Here is a 20,460-nt window from a genome sequence, read left to right as displayed (position 1 = left end):
ATGGCAGCGGCCTTTCGGGTCTGGGCGAGGGGGGACGCCTCAGATGTCGAGCGTATGCTCGCGCTCCCAGCGGCTGAAGTGGGTCACGAAGGAGTTCCACTCCTGCATCTTCATCTTGATGTAGGACGACGAGAAATCCGCCCCCATCATTTTCTTCAACTCCTTGTCCTTGTCATACTCGCGGATCGCGTCGAGCATGTTCAGCGGCAGCTTGGGCGCGCCACGGACCTTGTGGCCCTCGGCGTACATGTCGATGTCATGACGCTTGCCCGGATCGGCCTTGGAGTGAATGCCCGACAGGCCCGCCGCGATGATCACCGCCTGCAGCAGGTAGGGGTTCACGGCGCCGTCGGGCAGGCGCAGTTCGAAGCGGCCGGGGCCCGGGACGCGCACCATGTGCGTGCGGTTGTTGCCGGTCCAGGTCACGGTGTTGGGCGCCCAGGTGGCCCCGGACATGGTGCGCGGTGCGTTGATGCGCTTGTAGCTGTTGACCGTCGGGTTGGTGATCGCAGCCAGCGCGCTGGCATGTTTCATGATTCCGCCAAGGAAGTGCTTGCCGCGCTCCGACAGGCCGACCTCGCCGGTCTGGCCTTCGCCGTCGCCTGCGAAGACGTTGACCTTGGCCGCGTCACCGGGCGCATCCCAGACCGAGATATGCGCGTGGCAACCGTTGCCGGTCAGGCCTTCGATGGGTTTGGGCATGAAGGTTGCGCGGTAGCCGTGCTTTTCGGCGACCGACTTGACCATGAACTTGAAGAAGGAATGCTGGTCGGCGGTCTTCAGAACGTCGTCGAACTCCCAGTTCATCTCGAACTGGCCATTCGCGTCCTCGTGGTCCGTCTGGTAGGGTTTCCAGCCGAGGTCCAGCATGTAATCGCCGACCTCGCGCACCACGTCGTAGCGGCGCATCACCGCCTGCTGGTCGTAGCAGGGCTTGGCAGCGGTATCGAAGGGGTCCGAGATCTCGTCGCCTTCCGGCGTCAGCAGAAAGAATTCGGCCTCGATGCCGGTCTTGACGTGCAGACCTTCTTCGGCGGCTTCGGCAATCAGGCGCTTCAGCACGTTGCGCGGCGCCTGCTCGACGGGCTTGCCTTCCATCACGCAATCGGCGGCCACCCAGGCCACGTCGGGCTGCCAGGGCAGCTGGATGACAGAGGAGGGGTCCGGAACGGCCAGCATGTCGGGGTGGGCCGGTGTCAGGTCAAGCCAGGTCGCGAACCCGGCGAATCCGGCGCCGTCTTCCTGCATGTCGGCAATGGCCGCCGCAGGCACCAGCTTGGCCCGTTGTCCACCGAAGAGGTCGGTGAAGGAGATCATGAAATACTTGACGCCGCGTTCAGCGGCGTAGGTGGCGAGGTCGATCTTTGCGTCCGGCGCGGCCTGATCTTTTGCCATTTTTGTCATCCTCTCTGTCCTATCGTGTCGCGATGGGCGTCGTCTTGTATGCGCCCCATCTTGTGAAGCGGCGCAGCCTCTTACAAGAGGCCGCGCCGTGTTGGTTCAGAAGCCGGGTTTGCCTGGGTACCATTCGGTGCCGGCGAGTGGAACGCGGGCCATTGCCGCCGCTTCCATTGTCAGCGCGCACAGGTCCTCGGGTTCGAGGTTGTGCAGGTTGTTGTGACCACAGGCGCGGGCGATGGTCTGCGCCTCCAGCGTCATGACGCTGAGGTAGTTGCGCAGGTGCCGCCCGGCTTCGATCGGGTCGAGACGCTTTTGCAGTTCGGCGTCCTGGGTGGTGATCCCCGCCGGGTCCAGGCCCTCGTGCCAGTCGTCGTAGGCGCCGGCGGTGGTGCCCAGCTTCTGGTACTCGGATTCCCAACGCGGGTCGTTGTCACCCAGCGCGATCAGGGCGGCGGTGCCGATGGCCACCGCGTCGGCGCCCAGGGCCATGGCCTTGGCCACGTCCGCGCCGTTCCGGATACCGCCGGAGACCACCAGCTGCACCTCACGGTGCACGCCCAGGTCCTGAAGCGCCTGAACGGCGGGACGGATGCAGGCCAGCGTCGGCAGACCGACATGTTCGATGAACACGTCCTGGGTTGCAGCGGTGCCGCCCTGCATGCCGTCAAGAACCACCACGTCGGCCCCGGCCTTCACCGCAAGCGCGGTGTCGTAGTAGGGGCGGGTGCCGCCGACCTTGACGTAGATCGGTTTTTCCCAGGCCGTGATCTCGCGCAGTTCGAGGATCTTGATCTCCAGGTCGTCCGGGCCGGTCCAGTCCGGATGCCGGCAGGCCGAGCGCTGGTCGATGCCCTTGGGCAGGTTGCGCATGTCGGCAACCCGGTCCGAGATCTTCTGACCCAGCAACATGCCGCCGCCGCCGGGCTTGGCGCCCTGGCCGACCACGACCTCGATCGCATCCGCCTTGCGCAGATCGTCGGGGTTCATCCCGTAACGCGAGGGCAGGTACTGGTAGACCAGCTTGGTGGAATGGCCGCGTTCCTCGACGGTCATGCCACCGTCACCGGTGGTGGTCGATGTGCCCGCCGCCGATGCTCCGCGGCCGAGAGCCTCTTTCGCGGGGCCAGAGAGAGCCCCGAAGGACATGCCCGCAATCGTGATCGGGATGTCCAGTTCGATCGGCTTCTTGGCGAAGCGCGTGCCAAGGGTCACCTTGGTGTCGCATTTCTCGCGGTAGCCTTCGAGCGGGTAACGCGAGACCGAGGCGCCGAGGAACAGCAGGTCATCGAAGTGCGGGACCCGGCGCTTGGCGCCGCCACCGCGGATGTCGTAGATGCCGGTGGCCGCCGCGCGGCGGATCTCGGCGTTGATCGGGTTCGAAAAGGTCGCCGACTGGATTGGCATTGTCCGAGGGGGCGTCTTGTCCTTGATGTCTTTCACGCTCATGTCTCCCTCAATACGCGTTGTCGACTTTGAAGTTGTACAGCTGGCGTGCCGAGCCGTACCGCTTGAACTCTTCCGGTTTTGCATCGCTGCCCGCGCGTTCCAGCAAGTCACGCAGGATTTCGATATGTTCGGGCCGCATCTCTTTTTCGATGCAGTCGGCGCCCAGCGATTTTACCGAGCCGCGCACGAAGAGGCGCGCCTCGTAGATCGAGTCGCCCAGGGCGTCGCCAGCGTCGCCGCAGACAACCAGGTTGCCCGACTGGGCCATGAAGGCGGACATGTGGCCGACGTTGCCGTGCACCACGATGTCGATCCCCTTCATGGAGATACCGCAGCGCGAGCTTGCGTTGCCCTTGATGACCAGCAGGCCGCCGTGTCCGGTGGCGCCGGCGTACTGGCTGGCGTCGCCTTCGATGACCACGGTGCCGGACATCATGTTTTCGGCCACGCCGGGGCCGGCAGAGCCGTGCACATGCACGGTCGCCTGCTTGTTCATGCCCGCGGTGTAGTAACCGGTCGATCCCTTGACGCTGACCTCGATCGGCGCGTCCAGACCCACGGCGACGGCGTGGCTGCCGCGCGGGTTCACGATTTCCCAGCTGGTCTGGTTGGTGTCATTGGCCTGGGCATGCAGCGCGGCGTTCAGGTCGCGCAGGCTGTTGGCTTGAAGATCGTAAGTTTGCATCATGCCGCCTTCTTTTTCGGGGTGGGGGCCTGGTTGTGGGTCCAGAAGTAAACGGTCGCGGGTTCGGGTTCCCAGACGCGGGCTGTTTCGATGCCCGGCAGGTTCACCAGCGCGCGATACTCGGAACCGAAGGCCACGTATTGATCGGTTTCCGCCATGACGGCGGGCTTGCAGGCAATCGGGTCACGGACGACGCCGAAGCCGTCCTTGGTGCCGACGACGAAGTTGAAGAAACCGTCGAGATCCTCAAGCGAGGCTTCGAGAGCTTCACCCAGCGTCGCGCCGTTCTGCATCTTCCAGGTCAGGTAGGCGGCGCCGACCTCGGTGTCGTTCTGGGTTTCGATATGGATGCCCTCGCGCTGCAGCTTGCGGCGCAGCGAGTTGTGGTTCGAGAGCGAGCCGTTGTGCACCAGGCACTGGTCAGAGCCGGTGTTGAACGGGTGTGCGCCCAGCGTCGTCACCGCGGATTCGGTGGCCATGCGGGTGTGGCCGATGCCGTGGGTGCCCGACATCTTGGCGATGTCGAAACGTGCCGCCACGTCCTTGGGCAGGCCGACTTCCTTGTAGATTTCCAGGGTATCGCCAAAGGACATGGCGCGGACTTCGGGTGCGATCTCGCGCAGGGCGGTGCGGGCCTCGTCCGCCTTGCCGGCGGGGACCTGCAGCACCGCGTGGGTGTCGTTGCGGGTCAGCGTGACCTTGCCACCCAGCGCCGCGGCCATCTTGTCCGCGAGGCCGTCAAAGGACGCGTCCGGGTCTTCGGCCTGGACGGTGAGTTTCGAGGCCGAGGTGTCCTCGGCGCCGTAGATCGCGATCCCGGCGCTGTCGGGGCCGCGATCGGTCATGGTGATGAGCATATCGGTGAGCAAGGCACCCAGCTGGGGCTCTAGCGCCTTGTCCTTCAGGAACAGTCCGACAATTCCGCACATTCTGGTGTCGCTCCACTTTCTTGATTCTACCCGGATCGGGCTGACCGGTTCAGGCTAGCACCGGAAACGCGATGCCGCAACTAAGATGAAAAAAATTTTCCTGAGAGGCAAGGGTGAGCGATCAGCCCACCCTTGCCGGTCTCGGGATCAGTACCGTTCGACGCTTTGCTGGACCTTCTCGTGGTCCAGCGCGCGCTGCTTGGCACGTTTCAGGTGCTCGCTTTCCCGCACGAACTGGATCCGGTGCCAGCCCAGCCAGAAGATCACGCCAAGCGCGACCATCAGCATTTCCGATCCCTGGAAAGGATAGATCGGACCGACATCCGCCAGGTCTACGGCCCAGCTTTCGTAACCAATCGAGGACATAGTGGACGCTCCTTATTCTGCGGGGGTGAGTTTGGCGGCCAGGTGGGCCTTGTCGGCCTCGATGATGGCCTCCTTGGCTTCTTCGTAGGCATGGTGTTCGGCGTAATCGAGGCCTTCAAGCTCGACCTCCTCGGGGATCCGCAACACGCCCATTGCCGCCTGAATTTTGGACACGGCGAATGCAGGCAGGAACCCGAGGCCAAAGAACATGATCATCGCTCCGATGAACTGACCCAGCGGGTTGACCGTGGCATAGCCTTCATACGGCGAGGACGGCGCACCCCAGAGCACGAAGCCCGCGATGATCAGCCCCACGAAACCGGCATAGCCATGCACCGCGACGGCGCCGACGGCGTCGTCCAGCTTGAACCGGCGTTCGACCCAGAAGTGCAGGCGGTAGACGATGACCACGCCAACGGCGGCGATCAGCATTGCCTGAACCGGGTGGTAAAGGTCATTGCCCGCGGAGGCGGTGATGACCCCGGCAAGACCGCCGGAGAAGGTCCAGAAAGCATCGCCCTTGGACACGAGATAGGCCGCCATCAAGCCGCCCGAAAGCGACATCAGGAAGTTGAAGGTGATCCCGGACAGCGAGGTCGGCGCCAGGTAGATGTTGGTGGCCGTCCAGGTGGTGCCGGTGATCTGGCCGCCGATGCCTTCAGGAGAGATCACGGGCACGTTGCAGGCCGCGTAGAAGCCCCAGAAGCCGGTGTAGATCAAGAAGATGCCGATGGTCAGCATCCACGGGTTGTGCGGGGGAATGTCTCGCGGCGTGCCGTCCTTGGCGAATTTGCCGATGCGCGGGCCGAGAACCGCGATCACGCCCAGGGCATAGCCGCCGGCGATCGCGTGAATCACGCCGGATGCATAAGCGTCGTGATAGCCGAGGAACTTCACCATCCAGCCATCATAATGCCAGCCCCAGGCCGCATCGATGATCCACCAGACAGAACCGATCAGCACCGCATGCACCCAAAGTGCGGACGAGCGGATGCGTTCGATCACGGCGCCGGAAACGATCGAGGCCGCCGTCCAGGAGAACAGGAGGAAGGCTGCCCAGAACACTCCGGTGATTCGATCCGCGGCGTTCGGACCCATCGATTGAGCCCAGGGAAGGTTGCCGGAGCCCATCTCGTGGTCGAGCCCGCCGAAGAAGGGGAACATCGGGAAGGCCCAGTAGATCCACCAGCCGAAGAAGAAAAACGTGACAGTGACCAGTGGGATCACCATGACGTTTTTCATCAGTGTATGCATGTGGTTGCGTCGGCGGCTTGCACCGACCTCGTACATGCAGAACCCGACGTGAATCAGGAACATGAAGACCACGGTCACCCAGTAGTAAAACTCGGTGAACACCGTGGTCAGGGCGTTCAGGTTGCCATCCATTATGTATCTCCCTGTCTGTTGGATCTTGACTTTAGTGCAACTTATTTCACCAATGGGAAGCGAAGTTCATTCATCATGTCAAATTTATTTCACTCTCAGGGTGGAAATATGCCTCGCTTGCCCTATGGTTGTTTCGGTTGTCATGTAATTGATGCGTTTCCCGGCAGGAAAATAATCTTAACCCGGGTATTGATTTTTTCCGGAGGATCGGTCTCAATATCTCCAAACCTAAGAGTCAGGGAGACAAGGAATGGCGATCATCTACAGGACGTCGGCGCTGGCTCAGCGTCATGCGGAAATCGGTGGTGAACTGGAAGACTGGAACGGCATGGGGACCGCATGGTTCTATGACCACACCGACGAACGCGCGAAGGCAGACTACGAAGCGGTGCGCACCAAGGCCGGCCTGATGGACGTGTCCGGCCTGAAGAAGGTCCACCTCAGCGGCCCGCATGCGGCGGCGGTGATCGACCGTGCCACCACCCGCAACGTGGACAAGCTCATGCCAGGCCGTGCAGTCTATGCCGCGATGCTGGATGATCGCGGCCTGTTCATCGACGACTGTGTGATCTACCGCGTCTCGGTCAACTACTGGCTGTTGGTCCACGGCACCGGTACGGGCCATGAAAGCCTGGCGATGGCGGCCTATGGCAAGAACGTCTCGATGATCTTCGATGACGATCTGCACGACATGTCTCTGCAGGGCCCCGTTGCGGTCGACTTCCTCGAAAAGCACGTTCCCGGCATCCGTGACCTTGCGTACTTTGGCATCATCCAGACCAAGCTCTTCGGCAAGCCGGTCATGATCTCGCGCACAGGATACACCGGCGAACGCGGCTACGAGATCTTCTGCGAAGGTCGCCACGCGATCGAGCTGTGGGATGCCATTCTGGAAGACGGCAAGGACATGGGCATCCGCCCGGTCCAGTTCTCGACCCTCGACCTGCTGCGGACCGAAAGCTACCTGTTGTTCTATCCGGGCGACAACTCGGAAACCTATCCTTTTGCCGATGGCAGCGCCTGCGGCGACTCGCTGTGGGAGCTGGGGCTGGAATTCACCGTTTCCCCGGGCAAGACGGGGTTCCGTGGCGCCGAGAACCACTACGCGCTGCAAGGCAAGGAGCGGTTCAAGATCTACGGTGTCCGCCTCGAAGGCACCACCGCCGCAGACGAGGGCGCCGAACTGCTCAAGGACGGCAAGCCGGTTGGCGTCGTGACCTACGGCATGCGGTCGGACCTGTTCGACCACACGGTCGGGATCGCGCGGATGCCGGTCGATTGCGCGGTGCCCGGCACCAAGATGACGGTGCGCAACGCGGATGGCACCGAAATCCCCTGTGTCGCCGAGGAAATGCCCTTCTACGACAAGGACAAGAAGATCCGCACCGCCAAGGGCTGACGCCCGGCCATGCAGAAGGCGCGACCCCCGGGGCCGCGCCTTTTTGCCACCAAGAATCCCAAGGGAGACACGGCAGCATGTCGAAGTTCCAATTCCCCGAAAGTATCCGGAGCCGGCCTGTCTATGGCACGCTTGAACCGCGGCCGGGCAAGGCGCATCTGATGATCGCGGATGCCGAGGGCGCCGAGGCCCTGCTGGACCTCGCGGCGCTGGACGCGTCGATCTTTCGCGCGGCACACATCATCTACATCCCCAAGGCCACGGGCGAGACCTATGTCGATCGCTTGAAGGCGCTTGAACCGGCGCAGTTCTATGTCGGTCCGACCTACGAGGCCTCTGTCCAGCGCATCCGCCGGGTGCTGTCGGACGCACACATGGGTCTGCAGGTCTACCTGGCCGGGACCGAGGGGTTGATGGGGCAGGCGCAGAACGAGGCGATGACCGCCGGAATCCCGCATTCCGCGATTCAGACCGAACATCGCGGTTCTGTCGCGCGGCGGATGCAATGCGTGCACTGCAAGGGCATCACCGAGGACGTGATGACCGATCCCTTCGTCTGTTCGCATTGCGGGCTGAACCTGTTTGTACGCGATCACTACTCGCGTCGGCTGGCCGCCTTCCAGGGTGTCCGGGTGGACGCCGAGGATCCCGGAAACGTGCCCGAACCCGTGGAGCTATACAAATGAGTGCTGCCCCCCAGAAAGCCAAGGCAGGCGCCGAGAAGATCGAGGTCGAGGTCAGCGCCATTGTTCCCCTGAATGATCTGGTCACCCGGTTCGAGTTCACGCGCCGTGACGGCCAGCCCTTTCCGCCGTTCTCGGCCGGGGCGCATACCGTGGTCGAGATGAATGACGATGGCCGTACGCGGCTCAACCCGTATTCGCTGATGTCTGATCCGGCGGATCCCAGCAAATACGCCATTTCTGTCCGGCGCGATGACGAGGGTCGTGGCGGGTCGCTGTTCATGCACCAGAAGGTCAAGGTTGGCGATCCGATGACGATCAGCTACCCGGTGAACCTGTTTCCGCTGGACCTGCGCGGCCGCAAGCATGTCTTCCTTGCCGGCGGCATCGGCATCACGCCCTTCATGGCGATGATCGCGCACCTGGAACGGATGGGTGGCGCCTGGGAACTGCACTATGCCTGCCGCAGCGAGGCCTTGGGCACCTATGCCGACGAACTGACGTCGCGGCACCCGAACAAGGTGCATGTCTACTACGACGACAAGAAGCAGGCCATCGCGCTGGAGGATCTGCTGGACGGTCAGCCGCTTGGCACGCATGTCTACGTCTGCGGACCGCAGGGCATGATCCAGTGGGTGCACAAGACCGCCGCCGCGCACGGCTGGCCGGACGAAAACGTGCATTCCGAGGAATTCCTGGCCCCCCAGCCCGGCAAACCCTTCGAGGTGCGCCTGTGCAAGTCCGACATCACCATCCAGGTTGGCGAACACGAAAGCCTGTTGGAAGCGATCGAACGGTGCGGCGTCGAGGCGCCCTTCCTCTGTCGTGGCGGTGCCTGCGGTCAGTGCGAGACCGATGTCGTCGAGGCGGATGGCGAGTTCATTCACCGCGATCACTGGCTGGATGACGACGAACACGCCAGCGGCAAGAAGATCATGCCCTGCGTCAGCCGCTTTGTCGGCAAGACGCTGGTTCTGGACCGATAGGGGGAGCGACCATGACGATTCAATTCAACGAAGAGACCTTCCGCGACGATTACTCGTTCCGGAATTCGGACTGGGCCATCAAGCGCTTTCCGTTCCCGTTCCACGAAGACAGCTACATGTATTCGGTGAACATGGAACAGCATCGGGGCGGCCCGGAGGGGTCGGTCTACGAAAAGCGGTTCGACGTGGACGAACATTACGTTTCGGAAATGCGGGACCGCGCCATCGTGCTGGCCGAGGATCCGCTGCGGTGCCAGTCGCTGCCGCACATGACTCTGGCTGGCTGGGACACTCTGGAACTGATCATGGTCTCCAAGTCCGAGGACTACCCTGACCTGTTCGAGCTGCACCGCGACGGTGACCGCTGGCGCTGGATCAACAAGCCGATGGGGATCGACCATACGTTCACCTTCCTTGATGAGACGACGCTGCCCTGCGGGCCGTTGGAATACATCACACGGCAGGCCCAAGGTGATTTCGCGGTGCTCGATCAGCGCAACGACATGCTCTACATGGACGCGGGCATGATCACGACCCAGGCGGACTGGAGCCTGGATTTCGACATCGGCATGGATTTCTTCGAGTGGCACGCACCGGTGCCGCTGGCGCATGAGATGGGGATCTTCAAGCGGGCGCTGAAATTCCTGCTCAACATCCAGCAGGGCGCCCCGGCACGGCGGCTGAACTGGACCATGACGGTCAACCCGCTACTGGATACCTCGCCCGAGAACTATCACAAGTGGGGGGTGCAGAAATCGACCCTGACGCCGGAAAACATCGGGTCCAAACAGCACCTGCGGGTCGAGTTGCAGACCTTCTACCGGCTGCCGCGCTCCAACGCGCTGCTGTTCCCGATCCGCTGCTACCTGATCGCCTTTCAGGACATCGTGACCATCCCGAAATGGGGGCGCCGCCTGCATCGGGTGATCCGCGACCTGCCGGACGAACTGGCGACCTACAAGGGGTTCATCGACAACCGCCCGAAAATGCTGGACTATCTTAGCCAGTATGACGATGGCCTGCCGACCTCTCCCGGTGTCTGGCCGGACCTCGACACCGAACCGCCGCTGCAGAAGTGACGGAAAACGGAAAAGCCCCCGCAGTGCGGGGGCTTTTTGCGTCACCGGAGCCGGTGATCAGGTTTTTTGCGGATAGCAGATGATCGAGAGATAGCGTGCGGGCAGTTCGGTCAGCACCTCGGGGCCATGCGGGGCGTCGGCGTCAAAGAACAGCGTATCGCCCGGCTCCAGCGGGTAGTGCTGGTTGCCATGCAGGTAGCCCAGCTTGCCCTCCAACATGTAGATCATCTCGATCCCGTCGTGCTGGAAGGTCTTGAAGGTGTCGGATTCGGTGTTCAGCGTAATGAGATAGGGTTCGACGATCACACCGCTGGAATTGGAGCCGATATGACCAAGCAGGTTGTACTGATGGCCGGCCCGGGTGCCGGCCCGTTCGATTTCCAGGCCCTCGCCGGCCTTGGTGTGCACGGCTTCGCGGCGTTCTTCGTAGCCTTTGAAAAAGGCGGTCAACGGGACCGAGAGGGCATTGGCCAGTGTTTGCAGGGTGGTCAGAGACGGCGAGGTGTTGCCGTTCTCGATCTTGGACAGCATCCCGATGGACAGGTCGGTCAGCCGGGACAATTCAGCGACCGTGATCCCCTGCTGTTTGCGATAGGCACGGACTTCGCGACCGATGGCGACCTCCAGTACCTTCTCTCGTTCCTCGCGCAGGCTGTGCGGGTCCTGGATGAGTTTGGTCATGGGTTTCGGGGACTCTACGTTCATGCGGTCTCTCTGGATTTGGCCTCAAATTCCGGTCACTTGTATATGATCCCAATGTAGCGGAAATTCACTCCATTGCAAAAAAATATTCCTGTGGTTAAAAATTGGTCGGATTGGTCGGAGATTGGTTCTGATGACGAAGAAGATCGGCTTCCTCTTGTTCCCGGGATTCCCGATGGCCTGCCTGACATCGGTGATCGAACCCTTGCGCGCGGCGAACGAGATTTCGCGCACCACCGCCTTTGAATGGACGTTGGTGGCCGAAGCCCCCCGGGCGGTGCAGTCCAGCGCTGGCATCCCGTTCGAGCCGCAGACATTGCTGGAAGACGTGGATGAGGTGGATTATCTGCTGCTGCTCTCCGCACCGGCAGTCGAGTTTGCCGACCCGCGCAGTGCAGCGCACCTGAGGCGGCTCGGGCGACATGGCTGCACCCTCGGCGCGATCAGCGGGGGGGTCTTTCCGCTGGTCCGAAGTGGTGCGGTCACGGGCGAAAGACTATCCGTGCATTGGTGCTACGAGGCTGCCTTTGCCACGGAATTTCCTGACATTCCCCACAGCGACGAGGTCATCGAGGTGTCACGACGTTGCGTCACGGCCTCTGGCGCGGCCGCGGCCTTTGACCTGGCATTGGGGTTCATCGACGCGGCACTGGGTGGCCACGTGGCGACAGAGGTGGCCTGCTGGTTCCAGCATCCGATGATGCGCAAGATCGGGGTCAAGCAATCGGTGCCGGTCCATCTGACCGGCAGCATCCAGGATGACCTGTCGCCCATCGTGTCACGCGCGATCGAGGTCTTTGCCGCCGACATGACGACGCCCGTGTCCGTGGCTGAACTGGCGGAACGGCTGGAGATTTCGCCCCGCCACCTCGAACGCAGCTTCAAGCAGGCGACAGGGCAGAACCCGACCACCTATTTTCGCTGGCTCAGGATGCAGGCGGCCCGGCAGATCGTCATGTATACCAACGACGCGGTGGCGGATGTGGCGGCGGCGGTTGGCTATGCCAGCGCCAAGCATTTCACCCGTCACTACCGGGCGGAATACGGGCTGAGCCCGCAGGAGGATCGCAAACGGATCAACCTTTACAGAACCGAGGGCAACCGTCCGGTGCCCTCGGTCTGATCCTTTCAGAACACCGACCGGCAGGCGGTGATCAGCGCGTGGTGAAGGGAACCGGCCGAACTGCGTGGCCCGATCACCGACAGGGTGCGGGCATCGCGCGCAAGCACGAAACATCCCAGGTGGTCGATCGTGGTCCGCTGCACCTCGCCGCCTTGCCAGTTGGCAAGGTCGATGGCGCAAAGCCGTTCCATCACTGCCGGGTGGTCTTCTCCCTTCAGGTCAAAGCGGCACCAGGCGTCGGTCTGTTCGGTCACACTGGCGCTGGCGCCAAAGGCCGCGACCAGCCGATGCGCCAGATCCTCGTGCGTGGCGATGGGGGCCTCGACCATCCATTGATCCGGTCCGGTCCAGAACGCCGTCAACATGTCGCCCGCATGGCGTGACGGGGCAGGGGCCTCGGCCCCGATCAGTTCGCCCAGCGTCTTGCGGGTGGGCTCCTCGGACCCCAGCCGCGCGGCGACCGAGGCCAGGGCGACCGAAGTGATTTCGGTCAGGGTGAGCGGGCCGATATTGTCGACGCGCGGGTTTGCGGCGCCAAGCGGGGTGATGGGTTTCAGATCATGCACGGAGACGTTCCCCCTCTGGGTCGACGAAATGGGCGCTGACGACTTCGACGTCGTGATCGACCCCGGTCAGCGGACTGACGAGGCGCACGACCTCGCCCAGGCGGGTATCGCCGGATTTCAGGTAGCCGATGCCGATGTGGCAGCCGAGGTTCGGCGAATAGCAGGCCGAGGTCACATAGCCCTGGTCATGTGCCGCATCCACGGGCGTGCCCTTGGTCATCAGGTGTGCCCCGGCCGGAACCTTGTGTTCCGCGTTGACCGGTTTGAAACCGACCAGTTTCAGCGCGTCCTCCTCGTTCATGCCCGGACGTTCCGACAGGGTCGAGCCGATCGAGTCCTTTTTCTTTGAGACCATCCGGCCCATGCCGAGGTTGAAGGCGGTCGTCGTCCCGTTCAGTTCGTTGCCCGCCGCGTGGCCCTTTTCGATCCGCATGACGGACAGCGCCTCGGTACCGTAGGGGGTCACGTCGAACTCCTTGCCTTCCTTCATCAGGCGGCGCATCAGCGCGTCGCCATAGCGCGTGGGTACCGCGATTTCGAAAGCAAGTTCGCCCGAGAAGGAGATCCGGAACAGCCGCGCCCGCAACCCGCCGCAGACCGTGATCTCGCCGCAGGCCATAAAGGGGAAGCCCTCGTTCGAGATGTCAAATTCGGGGTCGACGATCTTTTGCAGCAGCTTGCGCGAGTTGGGACCGGCGACGGCGTATTGTGCCCAGGCCTCGGTGGTCGAGATCAGCTGCACGTCCATGTCCGGGTACAGGCACTGGCGCACGAATTCCATGTGCCGGAAGACCGGAACAGCATTGGCCGTGGTGGTCGTGACGACAAAGTGATCCTCGGCCAGGCGACCGGCTGTGCCGTCGTCCATCGCGATGCCGTCTTCGCGCAGCATCAGGCCATATCGGGTCTTGCCCACGGCCAGCTTGGCAAAGCCGTTGGCATAGATCTTGTTCAGGAATTCTGCAGCGTCGGTGCCCTGAACGTCGATCTTGCCCAGCGTGGTACAGTCGCAGACACCGACCGACTTCCGGGTCTGCAGCACCTCGCGGTCGACGCTTTCGCGCCAGTGGGTTTCGCCGGGTTTCGGGAACCATTGCGCCCGCAGCCACATGCCGACCTCGACGAAGACCGCGCCCTGTTCCTCGGCCCAGTAGTGACTGGGCGTCTTGCGGACCGGGCGAAAGTCCTTGTCCCGCGACCGGCCGGCCAGCACGCCTATGGCGGTGGGGGTGTAGGGCGGGCGGAACATCGTGGTGCCGACCTCGGGGATCTGCTTGCCTGCGACCTCTGCCATGATGGCCAGACCTGCAATGTTCGAAGTTTTGCCCTGGTCGGTGGCCATGCCCAGCGTCGTGTAGCGCTTGAGGTGCTCGACCGAGGTAAAGTTCTCCTGGTGGGCCAGTTTCACGTCCTTTGCAGTCACGTCGTTCTGCTGGTCGACCCAGGCGCGCTTGGCGTCCTTGACGTGCCAGAAGGGCGCGACGCGCACCGGGGCGTCCTCCGCGCCCGGCAGGTCAGGCCGTGTGACGTTAAGGCCCAAGTCGCCCAGGGCGGTGGCCGCGGCATCCTGCCCGGAGGTCAGCGCGGCATGGGTGCTGAAGGCGCCATTTGCCGCGCCCGCCGGGATCAGACCGGTGGGCATGGTGCCACCCGGCACAAAGGCGCAAAGGCCGTCGTCCCATTGCGGACGCCCGCGCTGGTGACAGGTCATGTGGACGTTCGGGTTCCATCCGCCGGAGACGCCCAGACCATCGACAAAGAGCGTTCGCGTGCCACCGTTCGCCAGTTGCACGTCAACGGATTTCAGGCCGAGCCGCCCCTTGGTGTCGATGACCTGCGCCCCGGACAGGATTTCGTAGTCCGGGCTCACGCCTGCGTCGGGCCGCGTGTCGATCACCGTGACCTTGACACCCTTGGCGTGCAGATCGGCGGCGGTGCGATGTCCGTCGTCGTTGTTGGTGAAGACGGCGACCGCGTTGCCCGGTGTCGCTGCCCAGCGGTTGGCATAGCTGCGCATGGCCGAGGCCAGCATGATGCCGGGGCGGTCGTTGTTCTCAAAGACGATGGGCCGTTCGGTGGCCCCGGCGGAAAGGATCGCCCGCTTGGAATAGATCCGCCACAGGATCTGGCGCGGTTTGCCGGCGGCGGGCTCTGCGACGTGGTCGCTGACCCGCTCGACCATACCATAGATGCCGTGATCGAAGGCTCCGATCACGGTGCTGCGCGGCATGACCCGCACGTTGGGCATGGAGTGAAGGCGCTCGACGGCCTGCGCGGCCCAGGCCACGCCATCCTCGTCGGCCAGCAGGCCGTTTTCCGCGTTCAGCCGACCGCCCAGCAGGAAATCCTCGTCCGCCAGGATGACACGGGCGCCGGATTCGCCCGCCGTCAGGGCGGCGGCAAGACCGGCGGGGCCGGCGCCGATGATCAGGACATCGCAGTGCAGGAAGCCCTTGTCATAGCTGTCCGGGTCCGGCTCATGCGAAAGCGTACCCAGACCGGCGGCGCGGCGGATCATCGGTTCGTAGAGCTTTTCCCAAAAGGCGGCGGGCCACATGAAGGTCTTGTAGTAGAACCCGGCCGCAAAGAAGGTCGACAACCGGTCGTTGATCGCCATCGCGTCAAACTTCAAGGATGGCCAGCGGTTCTGGGAATTGGCGGTCAGCCCGTCGAACAGCTCTGCGGTGGTGGCGCGGGTGTTCGGTTCCTTGCGGGCGCCGCTGCGCAATTCGACAATGGCATTCGGCTCTTCCGAACCCGCGGTCAGGGGGCCGCGCGGGCGGTGATACTTGAAAGACCGGCCCATCAGCCGCACGCCGTTGGCCAGCAAAGCCGAGGCCAGCGTGTCACCAGCGTAGCCGTTGTATCGCGTGCCGTCGAAGGTGAAGGACATGGGTCTGTTGCGTTCGATCAACCCGCCGTTCAGTCGGTTCTTGTCACTCATCTGGAGCGCCCCTCGGCCCGCGCGACATCGCGCGCCAGCTCTACCTTGGTGATTTCATGGGTGGTGGTGTTGCGGGTCACGACCAGCCAGGACCGGTCGCCCTGTTCGTGGAACCACAACTCGCGGTGCAGGCCCGCCGGGTTGTCGCGCAGGTAGCCGTAGTCGGTGAACTGTGCGAGCGCATCGTCCGCCTGCCAGTCGGGTCGGTGGATCAGCATCGCATCGCCCTTGTAGACGAACTCGGCAGCGTCGCGGGGGCCGAGGATGGGGTGGTTTATCAGCATGTCCGGTCCTCGCTCAGTGCAGGTTGGGCTGGTTGCCCATGCCTTTTTCGTCGATCATGTGGCCGGTGGCGAAACGATCGAAGCGATAGGCGGTGGCGGTCTTGTGCGGGGTGTCGGTGGCCAGCAGATGCGCATAGGCATAGCCCGAGGCCGGGGTGGCCTTGAAGCCGCCGTAACACCAGCCGCCATTGAAATAGAGACCGTCGATATGGGTGCGGTCGATGATGGGCGAGCCGTCCATCGACATGTCCATGATCCCGCCCCACATGCGCAGCAGGCGTGCCCGGCCAAGGTTGGGGAAGATCGCCATGCCGCCCTCGCAGACATCCTCGACCACGGGCAGGTTGCCGCGCTGGGCGTAGGAGTTGTAGCCGTCGAGGTCGCCGCCGAAGACCAGTCCGCCTTTGTCGGACTGGCTGCAATAGAAGTGGCCGGCGCCGAAGGTAATCACCCCAGGGAGGAGGGGTTTCAAACCTTCGGACACAAAGGCCTGAAGGACGTGGCTTTCGATCGGAAGCCGCATCCCGGCCTTTTCCATCAGTCGCGAGGAGGAGCCCGCGACACAGGAAGCGACCTTGCCCGCGCCGATGAAACCGCGCGAGGTCTCGACACCCTTGCAGGTGCCATTCTCGATCCGGAAGCCGGTGACTTCACAGTTCTGGATGATGTCGACGCCGCGCCGGTCGGCGGCGCGGGCATAGCCCCAGGCCACCGCGTCGTGGCGTACCGTGCCGCCGCGATGCTGGGCCAGTCCGCCCTTGATCGGGAAGCGTGCGTTGTTCACGTTCAGGAAGGGATAGCGCTCGACGATTTGTGCCGTGCTCAGCAGTTCGGCGTCCGCGCCGTTCAGGATCATCGCGTTGCCGCGCCGGATGAAGGCGTCGCGCTGGGCGTCCGAATGGATCAGGTTCAGGATGCCACGCTGGCTAACCATCGCGTTGTAGTTCAATTCCTGCTCCAGCCCTTCCCAGAGCTTCAGCGAGAACTCGTAGAAAGGCTCGTTTCCGTCCAGCAGGTAGTTGGAGCGGATGATCGTGGTGTTCCGGCCCACGTTGCCGCCGCCGATCCAGCCCTTTTCAAGCACCGCGATGCGGGCCTGCTTGAACTCCTTGGCCAGATAGTAGGCGGTGGCCAGGCCGTGGCCGCCCCCGCCGATGATGACATAGTCATACTGCGCCTTTGGCGTGGCATCGCGCCAGGCCGGACCCCAGCCGCGATGGCCGGTGAGCGCTTCCTTGATGACCTTGAACCCTGAGTAGTGCATAGATTCGGACTCCTTTGTCCCATCTTCCGATATCCTCTGCCGGGAGTCGCTGCCCCGATCAGACGGAAACGGGTACAAATCGGACATGGGGCCCTAAAATCTCTGCCGGTGGGAGCGTCAGACTCCACCACCATTGGGAAAGTAATTTTCCTTTCGGTGATTTTGTCGCCCGAAATTCCTTTGAAACGTGAGGCGCGCACCCTGTAGGCAAATCCCGGGCGTTTCGATTAAAGGCAGGTCGCGTTATCGGACATGAAAGCGCCGGGAACACGCGGGGCATGGCCCGTTGTGAACCCGGCGAAAAGGGAGCAGTCGCGGCGGGAGCGAAAGGTGCCGCGTGCCCCAAGGTCGGTCCGGGGCTGGATGCCCCGGACGCCATTTTCATCAGTTGCGCAGGTAGACTTCCATGCTGTCGTCCAGCGCGTCCTTCCAAGGCGTGTGGTGGACGGGGGCCATCGTTCCGGTCATCACCGACTTGTAGCGGTTGTTGCGGAAGCCCATGATGTCTTCTGCCTTGTGCTTCTTCCACTCGTAGAAGGCCTGGCAGGCGCCGTCGATGTCGAAGCTGGGGTAGTCGGTTTCGGCCACCAGTTCCTCGATGTAGTCGGCCTGGTAGCGGATCGCGTATTTCACGTCGTCATCCGCCTCTTCGCGCGTCTCGCGTTCCTTCACGTCTGCCAGCATCTCGTCCTTCGAGACCTTGGACAGGTCGATCTTGCCGAGGATCGCATCGCGCACCCACCATGCCTGTGCGTCGAACATGTTGAAGGTGAACCACTGGTCCTGCATCCCGAGGTAGAACATCTTGGGGTTGTGGACGTAGACCACGCCTTTGTAGAGGTCCGCGGTGGCAAGACGGTTCGCCGTCTTCAGGCGCAGGTCGTCCGGCAGGAAGTTGAAGAAGTGCTTGTAGCCGGTGCAGAGAATGATCGCGTCCACGTCGCGCGTGGTGCCGTCCGAGAAATACACGGTGTTGCCGTCCACCTTCTCCATCGCCGGCTTTTCTTCCCAGTTGTCGGGCCATTTGAAGCCCATCGGCGCGCTGCGATAACAGGAGGTGATCGACTTGGCGCCGTATTTCCAGCACTGCGACCCGATGTCCTCTGCCGAGTAGGAAGACCCGACGACGAGGATGTCCTTGCCCGAGAATTCACGCGCATCGCGGAAGTCGTGCGCGTGGACCAGGCGACCGTTGAACGATTCGAATCCCTCGTAATAGGGAACGTTCGGGGTCGAGAAGTGGCCCGAGGCGCAGATCACATGATCGAAGTCCTCGGAGTAGACATGGTCCTTGGCGTGGTCATGGACCGTCACCGTGAACATGCCGGTATCGGCATTGTAGTTGACCCAACGCACGGCGGAATTGAAGCGGATCCAGTCGCGCACGCCTGCCTTTTTGACGCGGCCTTCGATGTAATCGAACAGCACGGCGCGCGGCGGGTAGGACGCGATCTGCTTGCCGAAGTGTTCCTCAAAGGAATAGTCTGCGAATTCAAGACCTTCCTTGGGGCCATTGGACCAGAGATAGCGATACATCGAGCAGTGGACCGGTTCGCCGTTTTCGTCCAGACCGGTCCGCCAGGTGTAGTTCCACAGGCCGCCCCAGTTGTCCTGTTTGTCAAAGCAAACGATCTCGGGGATCTCTTCGCCCTTGTCCGCGGCGGACTGGAACGCGCGAAGCTGGGCCAGTCCGGACGGGCCCGCTCCGATGATTGCGACGCGTTTCTTGGTCATATCTGTCTCCCATGTCTGACAGGCATCAATTGGTTCTTTTTGGTTGGGCCAAATCTGGCCATTGATCTGGCGTCCTGTCAATAATTTTTCACTTCAGGCAACAAATTTCCCTTCGAATATAGAAAATCATGTTTTGAGATAGGCGGTTTGAGTGGTAGCAATTGGTATGCTCAACTCCAGCTTCGCCCATCGTATCGCCGTGACGTCCATGTTTCCCTCTGATCGGGTGGGCATGAGCGAGCCTGTCAGCATCGGGTTTTTGGCCCCACTGACCGGTCCGGTCAGTTCCTGGGGGCTGCCGGGGCTCAATGGTGTGCAGCTTTGGGCGGAATGGTTGAACAAGGCCGGTGGCATCCTGATCGGCGGCCGCAGGTACCCGTTGCGGATCGTTCCCTTCGATTGCGGGTACGAGCCCGAAAGGGCGATGGAGGGCGCGCGCCACCTGGTGCTGAGTGAGCAGGTCAAGCTGTTGATGATGCTGGGCGGAGATACCTTCACCCCCTTGCGCAACTTCCTGACGGAAAACCGGGTCCTGACCTCAACGCTCTTGCCCAGCGATCTTTCGCCGGACACGCGCTACCTGATCGCGCCGTCGGAGGTGCACCCGGTCTACAACGTGACCGGGGTTGCGTGGCTGGCACAGAACGAACCGCACCGGCGGCGCGTTGCGATGTGCAGCCAGAAGGACGCTCTGGGGCTGCCATCGACCGCCACCTATCGCGCGGCCTTCGAGGCGGAGGGGCTGCCGGTGGTCAAGGATATCCAGTACGATCCCGAACAGACCGACGTTGCCGAAATCGTCGGGCCGATGCTGGCTGCGGATCCCGATGTCCTATGCTGGTGCACCAGCTACACGCCGATGGTGCACGCGATGACGGAATACGCTTTTGAGCAGGGGTTCAAAGGACGGATCCTGTCCTGCACGCTGGACAACTACGAACGCATCGTGGCCCGCACCTCCGAACGTTTCATGGAGGGAACACTGTTCCAGTTCCCGGATTTCGACGACCCGAAACTGGCGCGCAAGGCCTTCTTCTTCAACAAGCCGAGCGCCTTTTTCAAGGAATACAACAGCCGGTATCCCGGGACCTGGAGCGCGGTGAGCTGGGAATATGTCGCCATCCTGGAAATCTGGCACGCGGCGGTGGAAAAGGTTGCCTCGGTGCACCCCGTATCCGTCCTGACCACCATGAAACAGATGGAGCCGGTCACCCATGCTTTTGGCCCCGCGCGCTGGTGGGGCGAGCATATGTTCGGCATCGACAATGCCCTGATCGGGGACTGGCCCGTGGTGCGCCTGCGCGAGGGCCGGGCGAGGATCGCCGAGTTCCTTTCAGTCCCCGACTGGTTGGATCGCCACGAAGATTTGCTTCGGGACCACATGGGCAGGGTCGGGCAGCTCTGGCAGCAGCGGGTCGAGATGGGCGACATGCAGACGGGCCTGACGGCGCGGGAAATCATCGACTGACGGGGCGGGGCACCG

18 protein-coding genes are annotated in these 20,460 nt (G+C 62.7%); 6 read left to right on the top strand and 12 right to left on the bottom strand.

Annotation, left to right across the window (positions count from 1 at the left end; genetic code table 11):
* Positions 1-39: 39 nt before the first annotated feature.
* The 6 genes from glnT to ACQY5B_RS16605 form a co-directional block, all read right to left on the bottom strand.
* Entirely contained in the window at positions 40-1,395 is a 1,356-nt protein-coding gene (glnT, locus tag ACQY5B_RS16630) for a type III glutamate--ammonia ligase (protein WP_420328449.1), read from the bottom strand.
* Between the two features lie 105 nt (positions 1,396-1,500).
* Positions 1,501-2,847, bottom strand: coding sequence for an FMN-binding glutamate synthase family protein (locus ACQY5B_RS16625; RefSeq protein WP_420328451.1), 1,347 nt, complete (start codon positions 2,845-2,847; stop codon positions 1,501-1,503).
* A gap of 7 nt (positions 2,848-2,854) precedes the next feature.
* Positions 2,855-3,532 carry a GXGXG domain-containing protein gene (locus tag ACQY5B_RS16620; RefSeq protein ID WP_305970409.1) on the bottom strand — a complete coding sequence of 226 codons (678 nt, stop codon included), beginning with the start codon at positions 3,530-3,532 and terminating at the stop codon, positions 2,855-2,857.
* Positions 3,532-4,461, bottom strand: a complete 930-nt coding sequence (locus tag ACQY5B_RS16615) for a class II glutamine amidotransferase (RefSeq protein ID WP_305970406.1) — start codon at positions 4,459-4,461, stop codon at positions 3,532-3,534. The genes ACQY5B_RS16620 and ACQY5B_RS16615 overlap by 1 nt, the downstream gene beginning before the upstream one ends.
* A gap of 147 nt (positions 4,462-4,608) precedes the next feature.
* Positions 4,609-4,827 carry a hypothetical protein gene (locus ACQY5B_RS16610; protein WP_305970405.1) on the bottom strand — a complete coding sequence of 73 codons (219 nt, stop codon included), beginning with the start codon at positions 4,825-4,827 and terminating at the stop codon, positions 4,609-4,611.
* A 12-nt stretch (positions 4,828-4,839) separates the two neighbouring features.
* Complete coding sequence (locus ACQY5B_RS16605; RefSeq protein ID WP_305970404.1) at positions 4,840-6,213, bottom strand: ammonium transporter; 1,374 nt, start codon at positions 6,211-6,213, stop codon at positions 4,840-4,842.
* A 250-nt stretch (positions 6,214-6,463) separates the two neighbouring features.
* Here ACQY5B_RS16605 and ACQY5B_RS16600 point away from each other — a divergent pair, with 250 nt between their 5' ends.
* The 4 genes from ACQY5B_RS16600 to dmmC all read left to right on the top strand — a co-directional run bounded on the left by ACQY5B_RS16600 (position 6,464) and on the right by dmmC (position 10,360).
* Complete coding sequence (locus tag ACQY5B_RS16600; protein ID WP_305970403.1) at positions 6,464-7,612, top strand: aminomethyl transferase family protein; 1,149 nt, start codon at positions 6,464-6,466, stop codon at positions 7,610-7,612.
* Between the two features lie 77 nt (positions 7,613-7,689).
* On the top strand, positions 7,690-8,298 hold the full coding sequence (dmmA, locus tag ACQY5B_RS16595; RefSeq protein WP_420328454.1) for a dimethylamine monooxygenase subunit DmmA: 609 nt from the start codon (positions 7,690-7,692) through the stop codon (positions 8,296-8,298).
* Positions 8,295-9,281 (top strand): PDR/VanB family oxidoreductase, encoded by a 987-nt coding sequence (locus ACQY5B_RS16590; protein ID WP_305970401.1) that lies wholly within the window; start codon positions 8,295-8,297, stop codon positions 9,279-9,281. The genes dmmA and ACQY5B_RS16590 overlap by 4 nt, the downstream gene beginning before the upstream one ends.
* A gap of 11 nt (positions 9,282-9,292) precedes the next feature.
* Complete coding sequence (dmmC, locus tag ACQY5B_RS16585) at positions 9,293-10,360, top strand: dimethylamine monooxygenase subunit DmmC (RefSeq protein WP_420328456.1); 1,068 nt, start codon at positions 9,293-9,295, stop codon at positions 10,358-10,360.
* A 57-nt stretch (positions 10,361-10,417) separates the two neighbouring features.
* On the opposite strand, the gene ACQY5B_RS16580 is transcribed toward dmmC, so the two are convergent.
* On the bottom strand, positions 10,418-11,041 hold the full coding sequence (locus tag ACQY5B_RS16580) for a helix-turn-helix domain-containing protein (RefSeq protein WP_371931780.1): 624 nt from the start codon (positions 11,039-11,041) through the stop codon (positions 10,418-10,420).
* A gap of 154 nt (positions 11,042-11,195) precedes the next feature.
* On the opposite strand from ACQY5B_RS16580, the gene ACQY5B_RS16575 reads away from it, so the two are divergent.
* The gene (locus ACQY5B_RS16575) at positions 11,196-12,185 is read left to right on the top strand and encodes a GlxA family transcriptional regulator (RefSeq protein WP_420328458.1); all 990 of its coding nucleotides are present in this window, start codon (positions 11,196-11,198) and stop codon (positions 12,183-12,185) included.
* A gap of 5 nt (positions 12,186-12,190) precedes the next feature.
* Here the strand turns inward: ACQY5B_RS16575 and ACQY5B_RS16570 are convergent, their stop codons facing one another.
* The 5 genes from ACQY5B_RS16570 to ACQY5B_RS16550 form a co-directional block, all read right to left on the bottom strand.
* Positions 12,191-12,751, bottom strand: coding sequence for a sarcosine oxidase subunit gamma (locus tag ACQY5B_RS16570; RefSeq protein WP_420328459.1), 561 nt, complete (start codon positions 12,749-12,751; stop codon positions 12,191-12,193).
* Positions 12,744-15,695 (bottom strand): sarcosine oxidase subunit alpha family protein, encoded by a 2,952-nt coding sequence (locus ACQY5B_RS16565; RefSeq protein WP_420328460.1) that lies wholly within the window; start codon positions 15,693-15,695, stop codon positions 12,744-12,746. Before ACQY5B_RS16565 ends, ACQY5B_RS16570 begins: the two co-directional genes overlap by 8 nt.
* Positions 15,692-15,979, bottom strand: a complete 288-nt coding sequence (locus ACQY5B_RS16560; protein WP_305970395.1) for a sarcosine oxidase subunit delta — start codon at positions 15,977-15,979, stop codon at positions 15,692-15,694. The genes ACQY5B_RS16565 and ACQY5B_RS16560 overlap by 4 nt, the downstream gene beginning before the upstream one ends.
* A gap of 13 nt (positions 15,980-15,992) precedes the next feature.
* Positions 15,993-17,243 carry a sarcosine oxidase subunit beta family protein gene (locus tag ACQY5B_RS16555; protein ID WP_420328461.1) on the bottom strand — a complete coding sequence of 417 codons (1,251 nt, stop codon included), beginning with the start codon at positions 17,241-17,243 and terminating at the stop codon, positions 15,993-15,995.
* A 384-nt stretch (positions 17,244-17,627) separates the two neighbouring features.
* Positions 17,628-18,977: a trimethylamine monooxygenase gene (locus ACQY5B_RS16550; protein WP_305970393.1), complete on the bottom strand. Its 1,350-nt coding sequence runs from the start codon at positions 18,975-18,977 to the stop codon at positions 17,628-17,630.
* Between the two features lie 166 nt (positions 18,978-19,143).
* Between ACQY5B_RS16550 and ACQY5B_RS16545 the strand changes: the two genes are divergently transcribed.
* On the top strand, positions 19,144-20,445 hold the full coding sequence (locus ACQY5B_RS16545) for an ABC transporter substrate-binding protein (RefSeq protein WP_420328629.1): 1,302 nt from the start codon (positions 19,144-19,146) through the stop codon (positions 20,443-20,445).
* Positions 20,446-20,460: the final 15 nt, after the last annotated feature.

It is taken from the genome of Antarctobacter sp. (assembly GCF_965277915.1).
Taxonomy (GTDB): Bacteria; Pseudomonadota; Alphaproteobacteria; order Rhodobacterales; family Rhodobacteraceae; genus Antarctobacter.
This window is presented reverse-complemented; position numbering and strand designations above follow the sequence as displayed.